This window comes from Brevundimonas vancanneytii, assembly GCF_901421975.1.
GTDB lineage: Bacteria > Pseudomonadota > Alphaproteobacteria > Caulobacterales > Caulobacteraceae > Brevundimonas > Brevundimonas diminuta.
Window position 1 is genome coordinate 2,479,442 of sequence record NZ_LR588407.1, and the last position, 14,097, is coordinate 2,493,538.

Here is a 14,097-nt window from a genome sequence, read left to right on the forward strand (position 1 = left end):
CACGGCAGCGTCCACGGCGGGCCTGGTGTCGATCCGCGTCGGTGACCACAGCTTCGGCGTGCCGGTGCTCAAGGTCCAGGACGTCATCGTTCAGACCCCGATCAACCGTGTGCCCCTGGGTCCGCCGGAGATCGCGGGATCGCTCAACCTGCGTGGACGGATCGTCACCGCCGTCGATATGCGCCGGCGCCTTCGGATGGCGCCTCGCGGCCCCGAAGAGGGCTTCATGAGCGTGATCGTTGAACAGGTCGGAGAGCTGTACGCCCTGCTGGTGGATGACGTGGGCGATGTGCTGTGGCTGTCCCCCGATGACTACGAACCCAGTCCGGTCACGCTCTCGGCCCATTGGCGGGCGGTCTGCTCCGGCCTCTATCGCCTGGAGGGCGAACTGTTGCTCGTTCTCGAAGTCGAGCACGTTCTCGACCTCAACGCCGGGGCCAGCCTGGCCGCGTGATCCCACCCCTCGTTTTACCGCTCCCGTGCCGCGGGCGCTCTTAAGGACGCAAAGACATGTCTCCCCCAGCCTCAAACGCCGCTCTCAAGGTCGACGCTGAAGACGATTTCGACACCCTGTTTCAGGACTACAAGGGCCAGATCGAGGCCATCCGCCGCTCTCAGGCCGTGATCGAATTCGACCTGGACGGCGCGATCCTCGACGCCAATGACAATTTCCTCAATGCCACAGGCTACACCCTCGCCGAAGTCCGCGGCCAGCATCACCGGATGTTCGTAGATCCCTCCGAGCAGGTCGGCCCGGCGTATCGTCTGTTCTGGGACAAGCTCGGACGCGGTGAATTCGATACGGGGCAATACAAGCGCGTCGCCAAGGGCGGTCGCGAAATCTGGATCGAAGCCAGCTACAATCCGGTATTCGACACCGCAGGCCGGCCGATAAAGATCATCAAGTTCGCCACGGACATAACCGACCAGAAATTGCTGGCCGCCGACTACAGCGGGCAGATTGCGGCGATCGGCAAGAGCCAGGCGGTCATTGAATTCAACCTCGATGGCAGCATCATCGACGCCAACGCCAACTTCTGTGCGGCGCTCGGCTATCAGATCGACGAGATCAAGGGCAAGCACCACAGTCTGTTCGTCGATCCGGCGACACGCTCGACCCCGGAGTACCGGATGTTCTGGGAAAAACTCGGTCGTGGCGAGTTTGACTCCAGCCAGTACAAGCGCATTGCGAAGGGCGGGCGCGAAATCTGGATCGAAGCAAGCTACAATCCGATCATGGACATGAACGGCCGGCCGTTCAAAGTCGTGAAATACGCGACCGACATCACAGAACAAAAGGCCGGCGTCATCCGGTCACAGGCGATGGAGAACCTCGGCGCTTCGGTGATGATGGTCGACCGAGATCTCAACATAAACTACCTCAATACTGGTGCAAAGGCGCTTTTGGCCAAACATCCGGCGGCGTTCGCCACCATCTGGACCGGCTTCGATCCCAGCAAGGCCATCGGACTGTCGATCGACAGTCTTCACAAGGATCCGTCCCAGCAGCGTCGCCTGCTGACGGATCCGTCGAACCTGCCGCACGCCATGGAACTGACCATCGGGGACCTGCAGTTCACGGTTTCGATCACCGGTATCTTCGACCCGGACGGCGTCTATATCGGCAACTGCCTTGAATGGGCGGATGTCACCGAGCGACGCGCCCAGGAAGCGGTCAACGCGGACTATACCTCGCAGCTTCTGGCGATCTCAAAGTCGCAGGCGGTGATCGAGTTCAACATGGACGGCACGATCCGCGAAGCCAATGCGAACTTCCTCAGCGCCCTTGGCTACAGCATCGAAGAAATCCGCGGCCAGCATCACCGGATGTTCGTCGACGCCGCGGAGCATGGCACGCCAGCCTACCGTGAATTCTGGGAACGGTTCGCCCGAGGTGAAGCCAACATCGGCCAGTTCAAACGCATCGCCAAGGGCGGTCGCGTGATCTGGATCCAGGCCAGCTACAACCCGATCACCGGGGCCGACGGCAAGGTGTTCAAGGTGGTCAAATACGCCTCCGACGTGACGCCGCAACGTCAAACGGCCGAGCGGGTCAAGGAGATCGCCAATATCGTTTCCTCCGCCTCGTCGGAAATGCGCGCCACCGCCGAACAGCTTTCAAGCACGGCGGAAGAGGCGACGAAACAGGCTGCGGCTGTGACCAGCGCCGCGCTGGTCGCGTCGAACAATGTCCAGACCGTCTCGGCGGCAGGCGAGGAACTCTCTGCGTCCATCTCCGAGATCGCTCGTCAGGTGGCGGAATCGACCAACATCACGCAACAGGCGGTCATCGAAACCGACAACACCAAGGCGGCTATCCAGAACCTGGCTGAGGCCGCCAACAAGATCGGCAATGTGGTGACCCTGATCAACAACATCGCCGGGCAGACCAAGCTCCTGGCCCTGAACGCCACGATCGAGGCGGCCAGGGCGGGTGACGCCGGAAAGGGCTTCGCCGTAGTGGCTTCGGAAGTGAAGAGCCTCAGCGACCAGACCGCAAAGGCGACCCACGAAATCTCGTCTCAAGTCTCGGCGATGCAGGCCGCGACGACGACTTCGGTGTCCGCTATCCAGGGCATCGCCGACACGATGGGCAAGGTCTCGATGATCGCGACGGCGATTGCTTCAGCGGTGGAGGAACAATCCGCCGCCACTGGAGAGATCGCGAGTAACGTCACGGAAGCCGCGACCAGCACCCAGCAGGTGTCGAGCAACATCCAGGGGCTCAGCGACGGCGTCTCCCAGACCAGCGCAGCCTCAGCGCAGTTGCTGACCGCGGCGGGCGAACTGGCGCATCAGGCGGAAGCCCTGAGCAGCGAGATGGACGGCCTGACCCGATAAGGGACAGCGCACACCAGAAGAGGCGCTCGCGCTAAGCGCGGGCGCCTTTTCCATGGTCGCCGCTCTGCGGGCGGCGCCTCGCCGTCCGCAGGAAGCCCCGCGATGCGAACCGTCACCGCCGCCCCGGCATGTGCGGGCCGTGCTTAAGGGCGGGGGGTTTCGAAGGCTTGGGGGTTTGACGGGCGGGCGAGGGGGCCGTGGTCAGCCGGCTAGAGCGGCTTGCCGCCCGACCAACCGGTAGGTGCCGCGAAAGCCGGGCGTGGCCTCGAAGTCAGGCGTGATCCCAAGTACGGTCTCGGCCGTTCCGAGCAGAAGCGAACCGTCTGGCGCAAGGGCGCGGGACAGGCTGTTCAGGACAAGACGCTTGTTGTCCACATTGAAATAAATGAGGACGTTTCGGCACAAGATAAGATCGAATGTTCCGAGCCCTGCGGCCCCCTTCAGCAGGTTATGCGACTTGAATTGCACCATCTGGCGGACGGTTGGCGAGAGCCGCCACCCGCCGTTTTCGGCGGTGAACCAGCGATCCAGACGTTCGGGCGATAGGCCGCGTTTGACTTCAAAGTCGCTGTAGAAGCCGGATTTGGCCTTCTCAAGGATCGGGGCGGACATGTCTGTCCCGAGAACCTCCAGCGTCCAACCCGGCAGTTTCGCGCTCATCTCCTGGAGAATGATGGCGATCGAATAGGGCTCTTGACCGCTCGAGCAGGCGGCGCACCAGATACGTAGCCGCTTGGTGGCCCGCCGCGCGGCGATCAGTGCTGGCAACTGGCTCTGGACCAGATGTTCGAAGGGCGTACCGTCCCGGAAGAAGTAGGATTCGTGCGTCGCCAGGGCGTTGACGCAGGCCTGGATCAAAGGCTCCGGGCGCTCCGAGCGAATTTTGGTCAACAGGGCTTCGACCGATGTCACACCCTCGCTGCGCATCACAGGCTCCAGGCGACTCTTGACCAGGTAGCTTTTCTGGGGCGTGAGCACCAAGCCGGATCGTTCAAGCATCAGCTTGCAGAAAAACTCAAAATCCAGTCCGGTCATGCGACGGCTCCTGTTTCACGACGGAGCCACGGCCCAATCTCGTTCAGCGGTAATATGTTCTGGGCCAGCCCGGTCGCGACGGCAGCCCCGGGCATGCCCCAGACGACGCTGGAGGCTTCGTCCTGAGCGATGAAGCGACCTCCCGCCTCGGTTACCGCCTCGCAGCCTCGGGCGCCGTCGTGGCCCATCCCGGTCAGGATCACCGCCAGGACCCCTGTTCCGTAGACGGCGGCGGCGGAGCGCAACATTGGGTCGACGGCCGGTCGGCAGTAGTTCTCCGGCGGCTCCTGATTCAGACGCACGATGGGCACGGCGCCATCCTTGGCGATCGTCATATGCCAACCGCCGGGCGCGACGTAGCACCGTCCCGGCAGGACGGGCTCGCCGTGTTTCGCTTCGGCGCACGGCCGGTCTCCGACCCGACTGAGCTGTTCGGCGAGCAGGGCTGTGAAGGTCGCCGGCATGTGCTGGGTCAGCAGAATGGGCTGATCGACCGCACCTTTGAGGGCCGCGAAAATCTGCTGTAGCGCGGGGGGGCCGCCCGTCGATGAGCCGATGGCGAGGATCGAGGGCTTTCTGCGTTCGAACCTGCGGAGCGGCGGACTGGCTGGCGGGGGGACACTCGCAGAAGGTACCGTGGCGGCGCCGGCGCTACGGCCGCGGCGAGGGGCAAGCGCCTTTACCTTGGCGATGAGTTCTCGTTGGAACTCCTCCGCTGCGCCGAGGCCGGATTCTGGTTTCGGAATATAGTCGGCGGCGCCCAGATGCAGGGCCTTCATACTGATCTCGGCGTTCCTCAACGTCAGAGTCGAGGCCATAATGACACGGATCGCTGGGTATTTCGCAGTCATCTGCTCCAGGGCGGTCAGGCCATCCATGACCGGCATCTCGATGTCCAGCACGACAACATCGACCGCCTTGTCCGCCAAAGCGTCCAACGCCAGTTGACCGTTGGCAGCGGTCCCGACGACCTCGATCGCGGGGTCCAGCCTGAGGTTCTTGGCGATCAGCCCCCGAACGACTGCCGAGTCGTCTACGACCAGAACGCGGACCGGATGTGTTTGAACTGGGGCAAAGCTTTGCAACATTCTCGAACTTCACCCTGTACACGCGCGGCCACCTTCCTCCAGACATAGGAGCCAAGAGAGAAGGATGCGTTAAGCTCGACCGCACCGTGTTCAGGTATTCGATTCACGTGCATCTCTGCACCAATAGCTTCTGGCTTTGCGCTCCTGCAGCGCTGGCGATGCCGGCAGCGGCTGCGATGAACTTCATCTGCATTGGTGGAGCCCCTACCCTCACTTGGAAACGGTCTTGATATATCCCACGCCGAGAGTGCCCAGCGTAAGTGCAGCGCCACAGATCCGGGCACGCCTTTGCGTTTTGCGTGATCTGGGAGGGAACCGTCAGGTTAACTGAGCACATTCAAAAAGCCCCCAACCCTGCAAAATATCAGGCTACCGCCGCCATCCAAGCGGCATCCGCATCGGCGCGAAAACGACGAAGTGTGGATCTGCTGATGAGATGGCGCTGGATATTGAAGGTGTTGTAAATCGCCGCGTGGGTGGTGAGAAATCTCTGGGCTGAGGCTTGGGATTTGAACCTCTGCTGCTGCCGCTCTCGTCGCCGGATCGGCAGGTGAGAATTCTCAACGCGGTTATTATCACGCAGTCGACCGGGACGATGAAGATGCCGTAGTTCCAACTGATCGAGGGCCGCACCGTAGGATGCCAGCCCATCCGTTGTGATGGTTTCCGGGTGCTGTCAGCTTAACTAAGCGAAGTCGAAAGACCCCTACCCCACGCGTTATCAGACGACAGCCGCCGTCCAAGCAGTATCTGCATCGGCACGAAAGCGACGAAGCGTGGACCTGCTGATCAGATGACGTTGGATGTTGAAGGTGTTGTAGATCGCCGCGTGGGTTGTGAGAAATCTTTGCGCTGAGGCTTGAGATTTGAACCTCTGCTGCTGTCGTTCCCGTCGTCGGATCGGCAGATGCGAGTTCTCAACGCGGTTATTGTCTCGTAGCCGGCCAGGGCGATGAAGGTGCCGCAGTTCCAACTGATCAAGCGCCGCACCGTACGATGCCAGCCCATCCGTTGTGATGGTTTCCGGCTCGATAGGTTGGTTGCGTAAAAGACGTTTGATCAGCTTCAAAGCCGCCTCTGTGGTACCCCTCCGGTGAAGGCCGCCTTGTTCGGCTGAGCCCATCGGCGATCCTGGACTCTTAAGTGCGGTCTTAAGACCGGTCATAAGAGCAGGCGTGAGAGCGGATGAGCCAGATCACCCTCCTGACAGGTCCGGAGCGGCGACGTCGCTGGACGGATGAGGATAAGCGCCAGATCCTGGAGGAGGCTTTCGGGCCAGGCGGCAATGTCGTCGATGCAGCGCGCCGACATGATGTCTCGAGCGGGCTGATCTACACTTGGCGCGCCAAGGCGCGGGCATCGATGATCCCAGGCTTCGTCGAGGCGGTCATCGCCGAGGAGTCCGTGGTGACCGACGCCGGCGGGGGAGCGGTGATCCAGGTCGAGCTGGCTTCGGCGCGGGTGAGCATCAGCGGAACGGCGTCGCCGGTCCTGGTCGACGTGGTGCTGCGGGCCCTGCGATGATCCCGATGCGATCTGGCGTGCGGGTATGGCTCGCCACCGGCCATACGGACATGCGCAAAGGCATGCAGGGCCTGACCTTGCTCGTTCAGGAGCACCTCAAGCGCGATCCTCATGGCGGAGATCTCTACGTCTTCAGGGGCGTGGCGGTGGCCTGGTGAAGATCGTCTGGCACGACGGCATCGGCCTGTCGCTCTACGCCAAGCGGCTGGAGCGAGGGCGTTTCATCTGGCCGGCGACCGAGGGCGGGGCCGTGTCGCTGACGATGGGCCAGCTCGGCTATTTGCTCGAAGGGATCGACTGGCGAAATCCCCAGCATAGCTGGCGTCCGACGAGCGCCGGCTGAGTGAAAAAAGATTGGCGAGACTGCATTTTGGGGCGCCACAAGCGACGCAAATTATGATTCAATTCTCGCCATGGAAGTCATGGCCGCCCCCGTTCCGGACGACGTCGCAGCGCTGAAAAGGGCGCTGGCGGCGGCCGAGCTGCGGGCCGACCAGGCTGAGGCAGGGGCTGTCCGAGCGGAAGAGAAAGCGACCCGAGCGGAAGAGAAAGCCGCCCTGGCCGTCGCCGAGGCGGCGGCCGCCAAGGCCGACCGCGCCGAGGACCAGGCGCTGATCGCCCACCTGCAACTGCAGATCGCCAAGCTGAAGCGTGAACGCTTCGGCGTCACGTCAGAGCGCAGCAGCCGGCTGCTGGACCAGCTCGAGCTGCAGCTGGAGGAACTGGAAGCCTCGGCGACCGAGGACGAACTGGCGGCCGAGAAAGCCGTCGCCCGCGCGACCACGACGGTGAAGGGGTTCGAGCGCAAGAAGCCTTCCCGCCAACCCTTCCCGGAACACCTGCCGCGCGAGCGGGTCGTGATCGAGGCGCCCACGGCCTGCGCCTGCTGCGGCGGGTCGCGCCTGTCGAAGCTGGGCGAGGACGTGACCGAGACGCTGGAAGTGATCCCGCGCCAGTGGAAGGTGATCCAGACCGTGCGGGAGAAGTTTTCCTGCCGCGACTGCGAGACCATGGCCCAGGCCCCGGCGCCCTTCCATGTCCTGCCGCGGGGTTGGGCCGGACCGAACCTTCTGGCCATGATCATGTTCGAGAAGTTCGGCCAGCATCAGCCGCTGAACCGCCAGGCCGAGCGCTACGCCCGCGAAGGCGTGCCGCTGAGCCTGTCCACCCTGGCCGATCAGGTCGGCGGCGTCACCGCATTGATGGCGCCGCTGTTCCACCGCCTCGAGATCCATGGCTTCGCCGCCGAGCGGTTGCATGCCGACGACACGACCGTGCCGATTCTGGCCAAGGGCAAGACCGACATCGGTCGGCTCTGGACCTATGTGCTGGACGACGCGCCGTTTGGCGGGACGGGGCCGCGGATCGCGCTTTTCTACTATTCGCGCGACCGCAAAGGCCTTCACCCCCAGGGCCACCTCAAGAACTGGAGCGGCGTGCTGCAGGCCGACGCCTATGGCGGCTACAACGAGCTCTACAAGCAGGGGCGGCCGCCCGGCCCTATCCTGGAGGCGGGCTGTTGGGCGCACGCCCGACGAAAGTTCTTCATTCTGGCCGATCTCGAGGCCGCCGCGCGTAAAAAGGCGCGCGGCGAGAAGCCCCAGGCCGTCTATCCCAAGGCCCTGGAAGCGGTGCGTTTGATTGACGCCCTGTTCGCCATCGAACGCGAGATCAACGGCAAGTCGCCGCTGGAACGTCTGGCTGTCCGCCAGGCGAAGAGCGCGCCGATTATCGCCGAGCTCGAAGTCTGGCTGCAGGAGACGCGCGCCCAGCTCACCCGCGACCACGACATCGTCAAGGCCGTCAACTATCTCACGCGGCGCTGGCCCTCCTTCACGCGTTTCCTCGAGGACGGCCGGGTCTGCCTGTCGAACAACGCCGCCGAACGCGCCCTCAGGGGCGTCGCTCTGGGTCGTAAGGCCTGGCTGTTCTGCGGCTCGGACCGGGGCGGGCAACGGGCCGCGGCCATGTACAGCTTCATCGTCAGCTGCAAGCTCAACGACGTCGACCCCCAGGCCTGGTTCGCCGACGTCCTGGCCCGCATCAACGATCTGCCGGCCAGTCGCCTCGATGAGCTGTTGCCGTGGAACTGGCGTCCCAAGGGCGTCAGCCTGGTCACGGCAGCGGTCTGATGGACGGTCCCCTTCCGCAAGAAAAGGCGCTCATCACCGCAGCCTGCCAACAGTTCATTGACGACGTACTGAAGCCGAGATTTCTTCGCGTCGTGCGCCCCACCGAGTTTAACTACCCGGTCGATATCCAGGGCAAATGGCACGGTGCCCGCTATCGCTTCATCCAGCGATATCGCTCTGGCTCAAGCGACAGTCTGGGAGCAGAGTTCGATGCCGCCTTCGTCCGTCTGGATTGGACTGGTCCCGACCGTTTCGACATCCAATGGCGTCGCCATACCGGATCCTGGATTCGCCTTTACCGTGGCAAGACGCTGGCCCAGGCCCTCAAGCAAATCGAGACCGACGAGATCCTGCAGCCGCTTTAGCTCGCCGCGGTCCTCACCGGATGGCTACCCTCTGTGTCCCGCCGGCGCTGGACAACGACGTCTAAAACCTCGCCTTCGTCGTCGACTGCGCGCCACAGATACATGCGCCGTCCTCCGATCTTGCAGACCATTTCATCGAGATGCCAACGGCCAGTCGGAGGCACTCTCCGTTTCTTCAGCCGCCGTGCAATCAGAGGCCCGAACTTGATCGTCCAGCACCGGATCGTTTCGTAGCTGACGTCAATTCCGCGTTGCGCCATCAATTCCTCGACGTCACGGAAGCTAAGATTGAAGCGAAAGTACAACCACACGGCATGACGGATCACTTCGCTTGGGAAGCGGTGTCGCTTAAACGATAGCGGTTTCATAAAACGCCTTCTCCACCAATGGCTTGCAGCCTTCGAAGTGGAGCACCTTTATCGTTAGACTGATGGGGTGGACGGCCCCTGTGTCCGGCGTCGAGTGCGCCATAGTGTGGTCGTTGTTGATGTGGCCACAGAACAGGAACCGTCCACCATGATGACTACCACGATCGGCCTCGACCTCGCCAAGAGCGTATTTCAGGTTCACGGCGTTAGCAGCGAAGGACAGGTTACTGTTCGCCGGAAGCTGCGGCGTTCTGAACTCATGAGGTTCTTTAGAGATTTACCCCCGTGCCTGATCGGCATGGAAGCGTGCGCCACCGCCCATTATTGGGCCCGTGAACTCTCTGCCTTGGGCCACGAAGTTCGGTTGATGCCGCCGAGTTATGTAAAGGCCTACCTCCGCCGCCAGAAAAATGATGCGGCTGACGCTGAAGCAATCTGCGAGGCTGTGACGCGTCCGACGATGAGGTTCGTGCCGGTCAAGAGCGCTGAGCGTCAAGCGATCCTGACCTTGCATCGGACCAGGGAGTTGCTGGTTCGACAGAAGACCACGCTGATCCGGGCCATCCGTAGCCATTGCGCAGAGTTCGGCCTCGTCGTCCCGCAGGGCGCGCGACGGATCACTGATCTCCTGCAGTTGGTGCGAGAGACACATCCTTCGACGCTTCCGCAAGCGGCGGTGCTGACAATGCAGATGCTCGGTGCCCAGCTTGATGCCCTGGCCGTACAAATACGCACGCTTGAGCGGCGACTGCTGGCTTGGCATCGCGAGAACGAGACAAGCCAGCGTCTGGCCACCATTCCTGGAGTCGGGATTATCACTTCAACCGCTCTGGCGGCCAGCATCAGCGATCCAAAACTGTTCAAATCCGGTCGTGAGTTCGCTGCCTTCCTGGGACTGGTTCCTCGACAAAACTCATCTGGTGGCAAGGAGCGGTTGGGCCAAATCTCCAAGAAGGGAGATGGCTATCTGCGCAAGCTCCTCGTGGTCGGGGCTACGTCGGTGATCCGGCGTGCTCGAACCGGTGTGACGCCATCAGCTGGCTGGGTCCAGGCGTTACTGGAGCGTCGGCCATCCCGCGTCGTGACCGTAGCCATGGCCAATAAGACCGCCCGGATTGCGTGGGCGGTAATGGCGCGAGGCGAGACCTACAGACCTATCGCTAAGGTTTAACCGAGATTGCTGCGAACCATTGGTTTGTAGCTCCGAACTGGAAGGGTGCATATGGGATGATGATGATCAGGTAGTGGCCGCAGGCTGGGAAAACCCGAGGTACTGTCGGAGCCTTGAGCTCGATAGCCTGATTGGGACCTGGTCCAGCGGACTCCATCAGGGCCAGCGGCCATCGACGCCGCACAAACAGGCCGGACAGATGACCGCAACACCCAGATCGTCACTTCAAACCAGATTCACCCTTGCAGTGCAGGGGCCGTCCACAGATGACAGCACCGCCCTCAGCCGTTGCTGGGCCGCCTCGAAAAGGTCCGGGTCGACGATGGCTGGGTGCCGCCCCGGCATGGAGAGCTCGCCGTGGATGATTTCGCCGAGGTAGATGCGGTTCTTCAGCAGGTGGAACAGAGCCCCGCGGCTGTAGGGGACGCCACCCGAGTGGTTTCCCTTGCGGCTGACCCGCACCCGGGTCAGCCAGCCCTCGGCCTCTAGCTGTTGCGCCAAAGCCGCCACCGAGCCCAACTCCAGATAGAGGCGATAGAGGGTGCGCACCTGCTCGGCCTCAGCCTCATTGACCACCAGGGCGCGGGTCATGGCGTCGGTCGGCAGATCGTAGCCCAGGGGCGGGACGCCGCCCATCCACATGCCCTTCTTCTTGGAGGCGGCAATCTTATCGCGGATGCGCTCGCCGGTGACCTCGCGTTCGAACTGGGCGAAAGACAGGAGGACGTTGAGGGTCAGCCGCCCCATGGAGGTGGTGGTGTTGAACGCCTGGGTCACGGAGACGAAGGAGGCGCCGCGGCGGTCGAGGCGCTCGACGATCCGGGCGAAGTCGGACAGGGCCCGGGTGAGACGGTCGATCTTGTAAACGACGATGGTGTCGATAAGGCCGGCGTCCACCTGAGCCAGCAGGCGCTGCAGGGCCGGCCGGTCCATATTGCCGCCTGAGAAACCGCCGTCATCGTAGGCCGTCGGGACCAACACCCAGCCCTCCGCCGCCTGACTTTTGATGTAGGCCTCGCAGGCCTCCCGCTGGGCGTCCAAGCTGTTGAAGGCCTGATCCAACCCCTCCTCGGTGCTCTTGCGCGTATAGATGGCGCAGCGGATGCGGGGCCGGCTCATCGCGCGCCCTCCTCCCGCAAGCCGAAAAAGCGCGGTCCGTTCCAGCGTGATCCCGTAATGGCGCGGGCGACCTCCGACAGGCTGCCATAGACCCCTTCCTCCCAGCGCAGACGGCCGTCGCCCTCCACCGTCACGTCATGGCGCACGCCTTTCCACTCGCGAGACAACCGCGCGCCCGGCGGCAAGGCGGCCAGTCCGGGCGATCCGCCCGGCCGTCGCATGGCGCGGCGGACGCTTGTCTCCATACCCCCTTCGCGCTCGGCCTGGAGCCGCCAGGCCAGCATCAGGGCCAGAAGCTCGCGCGAGCGGATCGACGGCGGTGCCCCATACCGAGATCGCCACCGACGCCGAAGGTCGTCCAGTCCAAGCTCCGCCAAGCGGTCGAGGGACATGTGAAAGTCGGTCATGAGGGCCTCACAGGTCAGCATCCGTTCCCGCCCCCGGCCGCAGCCGGACGTGCAGGCCTGGGACACCAACGCTCCGCCCGGGCGGACAGTCCAGTCGAAAACGTGGACAAGAAAAAGGGCGCGGAGACCGTCCGCGCCCTTTCAGGAGTGGTGCTTCTTTCGACCTTCAGTTCTTCCTGGATCGCTCCGCCAGGTCTTTCAGGAGCCGTCCCATCCGCGCCTTGGAACGGCGTCGGCGGTTAACCTCGACCAGGTCCACGTCGTCGATCAGCTTGAGGCCCGGGCAGCGGGCCACGTTCTCCTCATTGCCTTGCTCCAGGTACCGAAGGAAAGTTTTGGCGGCGCTCGCCTTGCCCTTGAGGCCGGCATTGGCCAGGGCCATCGCCATCGCTTTCATCATCGGCACTTCCTCCCCGTTAGCGCCCTTCACCGTCATGTTGCTCACCGCCCGAAAGTCACGACCGATCTGCCCGGGCGTGTCCGCCCGGGGCAGGGTCACGGGCCGTCCCCGAGGGTTGCCGGACTGGCCCGGCTTGAACCGCGAATGTTTGGGCGGCTTGCGATAGCCGACCTCGTAGTCATCCTCGTCATGAGCGCTCATGCCGCATCCTCCAGAAGGGTTGCGGCGCGCTCGGCCGCGACCTGTTGGAAGGATTGGCCAGCGAGCGTGGCCTCCAGGCCGGCGCGTTCGCGCAGGCGCCGGATAATGACGTCACAATAGATCGGATCGATCTCGACGCCGTACCCCCTGCGGCCGGTCCGGTGAGCGGCCAGGAGCGTGGTCCCCGAGCCCGCGAAGGGGTCGAGGACGATGTCGCCGCGGCGGGAGCAATCGAGAATGGCGTCCATCACCAGGCCGACCGGCTTGACCGTGGGATGATCGGCCAGGTCCTGGTCCCGGCCTGGGCCGAAACTGTTAGCGCCCGGATAGGTCCAGACATTCGTGCGGTAGCGGCCGTTCTTGCCCAGCTCGACATTATTGACGTGCGGCGCCCTGCCCGATTTGTAGACGAATACGAGCTCGTGGGCGGAGCGGTAAAGCGAACCCATGCCTCCATTCGTCTTGGCCCAGACGCAGAGATTCTTCAGCTCCGTGTAGGCGTCGTTGCCGGCTTGGAGCATCTCGCCCATGTGCCTCCAGTCGATAAAATGGAAATGAATCGAGCCGTCCATCGTGACCTTGGTAAGGTGAGAAAAGACCTCGAAGAGGAAGCGGACGAACTCCTCCGACGTCATCTCGCCAGAGGCCATGGCGAACTCTCGGTGCTGAGCCTTGCCCAGGCCTGAAACATGGCCGGCGATGGGGAGGTTGTAGGGCACGTCCGCAAACACCATGCCCGCCATTTCATCGCCCATCAGGCGAGCATACGTCTCCTCAGCGAGGGCGTCGCCGCAGATCAGGCGATGAGGCCCGATGTCCCAGACGTCGCCGAGCCGAGTGCACGGCCTCTCGCAGGGCGGGCCGACTGCCGCGTCATCGGGCGTGGGCTTGGGCTCTTTGTCGCCGCCGCCAAACAGAAGGCCTTCGATTTCAGGCAGCTCGAAACCTGTGACGGTGACATCGAAGTCGAACTCCAGCGTGGTCAGGAACTCGAACTCCGCCTTGAGCAAGGCCGGGTCCCAGCCGGCGTTTTCAGCCAGCTTGTTGTCGGCGATGACATAAGCCCGTTTATCGGCTTGGCTCATATCTGCGAGTTGGATGGTCGGGACTTCGACCATGTCGAGCATGCGAGCGGCCTCGACGCGGGCGTGGCCCGCCAGGATGGCGCCCTCCTCGTCCACCACGACCGGGACGGTGAACCCGAAGCGTTGGATGGCCCGGGCCAACTGTTCCTTCTGACGACGACTATGCGTCCGCGGATTGCCGCCGCTGGGGCGCAGCAACTCAAGATTCAGATAAGTGACCTGCACTGGGTGCATGGCTATGACTCCGTGCCTCGACGTGCGAGAGGCTGATCAAGATGGATCGATCACGGAGGGAGAGCCGCACGTCGAACCCCGCCGAGATCCGGGGAGTTTCATGGCCGACCGGCGGCCACGGGAGCGG

General features: G+C 63.2%; 12 protein-coding genes and 4 pseudogenes. 7 read left to right on the forward strand and 9 right to left on the reverse strand.

The window, feature by feature from the left end; all coding sequences use genetic code 11:
- The first annotated feature begins 25 nt into the window (after window positions 1-25).
- Both FGL25_RS12325 and FGL25_RS12330 read left to right on the forward strand, forming a co-directional pair.
- On the forward strand, window positions 26-454 hold the full coding sequence (locus tag FGL25_RS12325; protein WP_252970162.1) for a chemotaxis protein CheW: 429 nt from the start codon (window positions 26-28) through the stop codon (window positions 452-454).
- Between the two features lie 56 nt (window positions 455-510).
- A complete protein-coding gene (locus tag FGL25_RS12330; RefSeq protein ID WP_138141843.1) occupies window positions 511-2,841 on the forward strand; it encodes a methyl-accepting chemotaxis protein in 2,331 nt (776 codons plus the stop codon).
- Between the two features lie 201 nt (window positions 2,842-3,042).
- On the opposite strand, the gene FGL25_RS12335 is transcribed toward FGL25_RS12330, so the two are convergent.
- The 4 genes and pseudogenes from FGL25_RS12335 to FGL25_RS12350 form a co-directional block, all read right to left on the reverse strand.
- A complete protein-coding gene (locus FGL25_RS12335) occupies window positions 3,043-3,876 on the reverse strand; it encodes a CheR family methyltransferase (RefSeq protein WP_138141845.1) in 834 nt (277 codons plus the stop codon).
- Window positions 3,873-4,964 carry a protein-glutamate methylesterase/protein-glutamine glutaminase gene (locus FGL25_RS12340; protein ID WP_138141847.1) on the reverse strand — a complete coding sequence of 364 codons (1,092 nt, stop codon included), beginning with the start codon at window positions 4,962-4,964 and terminating at the stop codon, window positions 3,873-3,875. The genes FGL25_RS12335 and FGL25_RS12340 overlap by 4 nt, the downstream gene beginning before the upstream one ends.
- Before the next feature lie 364 nt (window positions 4,965-5,328).
- A pseudogene (locus FGL25_RS12345) lies at window positions 5,329-5,634 on the reverse strand (DDE-type integrase/transposase/recombinase); the annotation flags it as partial.
- Between the two features lie 51 nt (window positions 5,635-5,685).
- Window positions 5,686-6,063, reverse strand: a pseudogene (locus tag FGL25_RS12350) (DDE-type integrase/transposase/recombinase); the annotation flags it as partial.
- An 86-nt stretch (window positions 6,064-6,149) separates the two neighbouring features.
- Here FGL25_RS12350 and tnpA point away from each other — a divergent pair.
- The 4 genes and pseudogenes from tnpA to FGL25_RS12370 all read left to right on the forward strand — a co-directional run bounded on the left by tnpA (window position 6,150) and on the right by FGL25_RS12370 (window position 8,985).
- Window positions 6,150-6,488 (forward strand): IS66-like element accessory protein TnpA, encoded by a 339-nt coding sequence (gene tnpA / locus FGL25_RS12355; protein ID WP_138141849.1) that lies wholly within the window; start codon window positions 6,150-6,152, stop codon window positions 6,486-6,488.
- A 62-nt stretch (window positions 6,489-6,550) separates the two neighbouring features.
- Window positions 6,551-6,831 (forward strand): annotated as a pseudogene (gene tnpB / locus FGL25_RS17005) (IS66 family insertion sequence element accessory protein TnpB).
- A gap of 79 nt (window positions 6,832-6,910) precedes the next feature.
- Window positions 6,911-8,620, forward strand: coding sequence for an IS66 family transposase (tnpC, locus tag FGL25_RS12365; protein WP_114818816.1), 1,710 nt, complete (start codon window positions 6,911-6,913; stop codon window positions 8,618-8,620).
- Window positions 8,620-8,985, forward strand: coding sequence for a DUF3024 domain-containing protein (locus FGL25_RS12370; RefSeq protein WP_114818814.1), 366 nt, complete (start codon window positions 8,620-8,622; stop codon window positions 8,983-8,985). Before tnpC ends, FGL25_RS12370 begins: the two co-directional genes overlap by 1 nt.
- A gap of 35 nt (window positions 8,986-9,020) precedes the next feature.
- On the opposite strand, the pseudogene FGL25_RS12375 reads toward FGL25_RS12370, so the two are convergent.
- Window positions 9,021-9,353: pseudogene (locus FGL25_RS12375) on the reverse strand (IS6 family transposase); the annotation flags it as partial.
- A 148-nt stretch (window positions 9,354-9,501) separates the two neighbouring features.
- Here FGL25_RS12375 and FGL25_RS12380 point away from each other — a divergent pair.
- Window positions 9,502-10,524 (forward strand): IS110 family transposase, encoded by a 1,023-nt coding sequence (locus tag FGL25_RS12380; RefSeq protein WP_138141660.1) that lies wholly within the window; start codon window positions 9,502-9,504, stop codon window positions 10,522-10,524.
- 225 nt (window positions 10,525-10,749) lie between these two features.
- Here FGL25_RS12380 and FGL25_RS12385 read toward each other — a convergent pair whose 3' ends face one another.
- From FGL25_RS12385 to FGL25_RS12400, 4 genes are all read right to left on the reverse strand, one after another.
- Window positions 10,750-11,643, reverse strand: coding sequence for a recombinase family protein (locus FGL25_RS12385; RefSeq protein ID WP_138141851.1), 894 nt, complete (start codon window positions 11,641-11,643; stop codon window positions 10,750-10,752).
- The gene (locus tag FGL25_RS12390) at window positions 11,640-12,050 is read right to left on the reverse strand and encodes a DUF2924 domain-containing protein (protein ID WP_115616142.1); all 411 of its coding nucleotides are present in this window, start codon (window positions 12,048-12,050) and stop codon (window positions 11,640-11,642) included. Before FGL25_RS12390 ends, FGL25_RS12385 begins: the two co-directional genes overlap by 4 nt.
- Window positions 12,051-12,216: 166 nt before the next feature.
- Entirely contained in the window at window positions 12,217-12,651 is a 435-nt protein-coding gene (locus FGL25_RS12395) for a DUF5681 domain-containing protein (RefSeq protein ID WP_040344979.1), read from the reverse strand.
- Window positions 12,648-13,970 carry a site-specific DNA-methyltransferase gene (locus FGL25_RS12400; protein WP_138141853.1) on the reverse strand — a complete coding sequence of 441 codons (1,323 nt, stop codon included), beginning with the start codon at window positions 13,968-13,970 and terminating at the stop codon, window positions 12,648-12,650. The genes FGL25_RS12395 and FGL25_RS12400 overlap by 4 nt, the downstream gene beginning before the upstream one ends.
- Window positions 13,971-14,097: the final 127 nt, after the last annotated feature.

Excerpts from the sequence above, each read along its gene's own strand:
- FGL25_RS12330 (WP_138141843.1), top strand. The coding sequence starts at position 511 with ATGTCTCCCCCAGCCTCAAACGCCGCTCTCAAGGTCGACGCTGAAGAC.
- tnpA (WP_138141849.1), top strand. The coding sequence starts at position 6,150 with ATGAGCCAGATCACCCTCCTGACAGGTCCGGAGCGGCGACGTCGCTGG.
- FGL25_RS12335 (WP_138141845.1), bottom strand. The coding sequence starts at position 3,876 with ATGACCGGACTGGATTTTGAGTTTTTCTGCAAGCTGATGCTTGAACGA.
- FGL25_RS12400 (WP_138141853.1), bottom strand. The coding sequence starts at position 13,970 with ATGCACCCAGTGCAGGTCACTTATCTGAATCTTGAGTTGCTGCGCCCC.
- tnpC (WP_114818816.1), top strand. The coding sequence starts at position 6,911 with ATGGCCGCCCCCGTTCCGGACGACGTCGCAGCGCTGAAAAGGGCGCTG.
- FGL25_RS12370 (WP_114818814.1), top strand. The coding sequence starts at position 8,620 with ATGGACGGTCCCCTTCCGCAAGAAAAGGCGCTCATCACCGCAGCCTGC.
- FGL25_RS12340 (WP_138141847.1), bottom strand. The coding sequence starts at position 4,964 with ATGTTGCAAAGCTTTGCCCCAGTTCAAACACATCCGGTCCGCGTTCTG.
- FGL25_RS12385 (WP_138141851.1), bottom strand. The coding sequence starts at position 11,643 with ATGAGCCGGCCCCGCATCCGCTGCGCCATCTATACGCGCAAGAGCACC.
- FGL25_RS12380 (WP_138141660.1), top strand. The coding sequence starts at position 9,502 with ATGATGACTACCACGATCGGCCTCGACCTCGCCAAGAGCGTATTTCAG.
- FGL25_RS12390 (WP_115616142.1), bottom strand. The coding sequence starts at position 12,050 with ATGACCGACTTTCACATGTCCCTCGACCGCTTGGCGGAGCTTGGACTG.
- FGL25_RS12395 (WP_040344979.1), bottom strand. The coding sequence starts at position 12,651 with ATGAGCGCTCATGACGAGGATGACTACGAGGTCGGCTATCGCAAGCCG.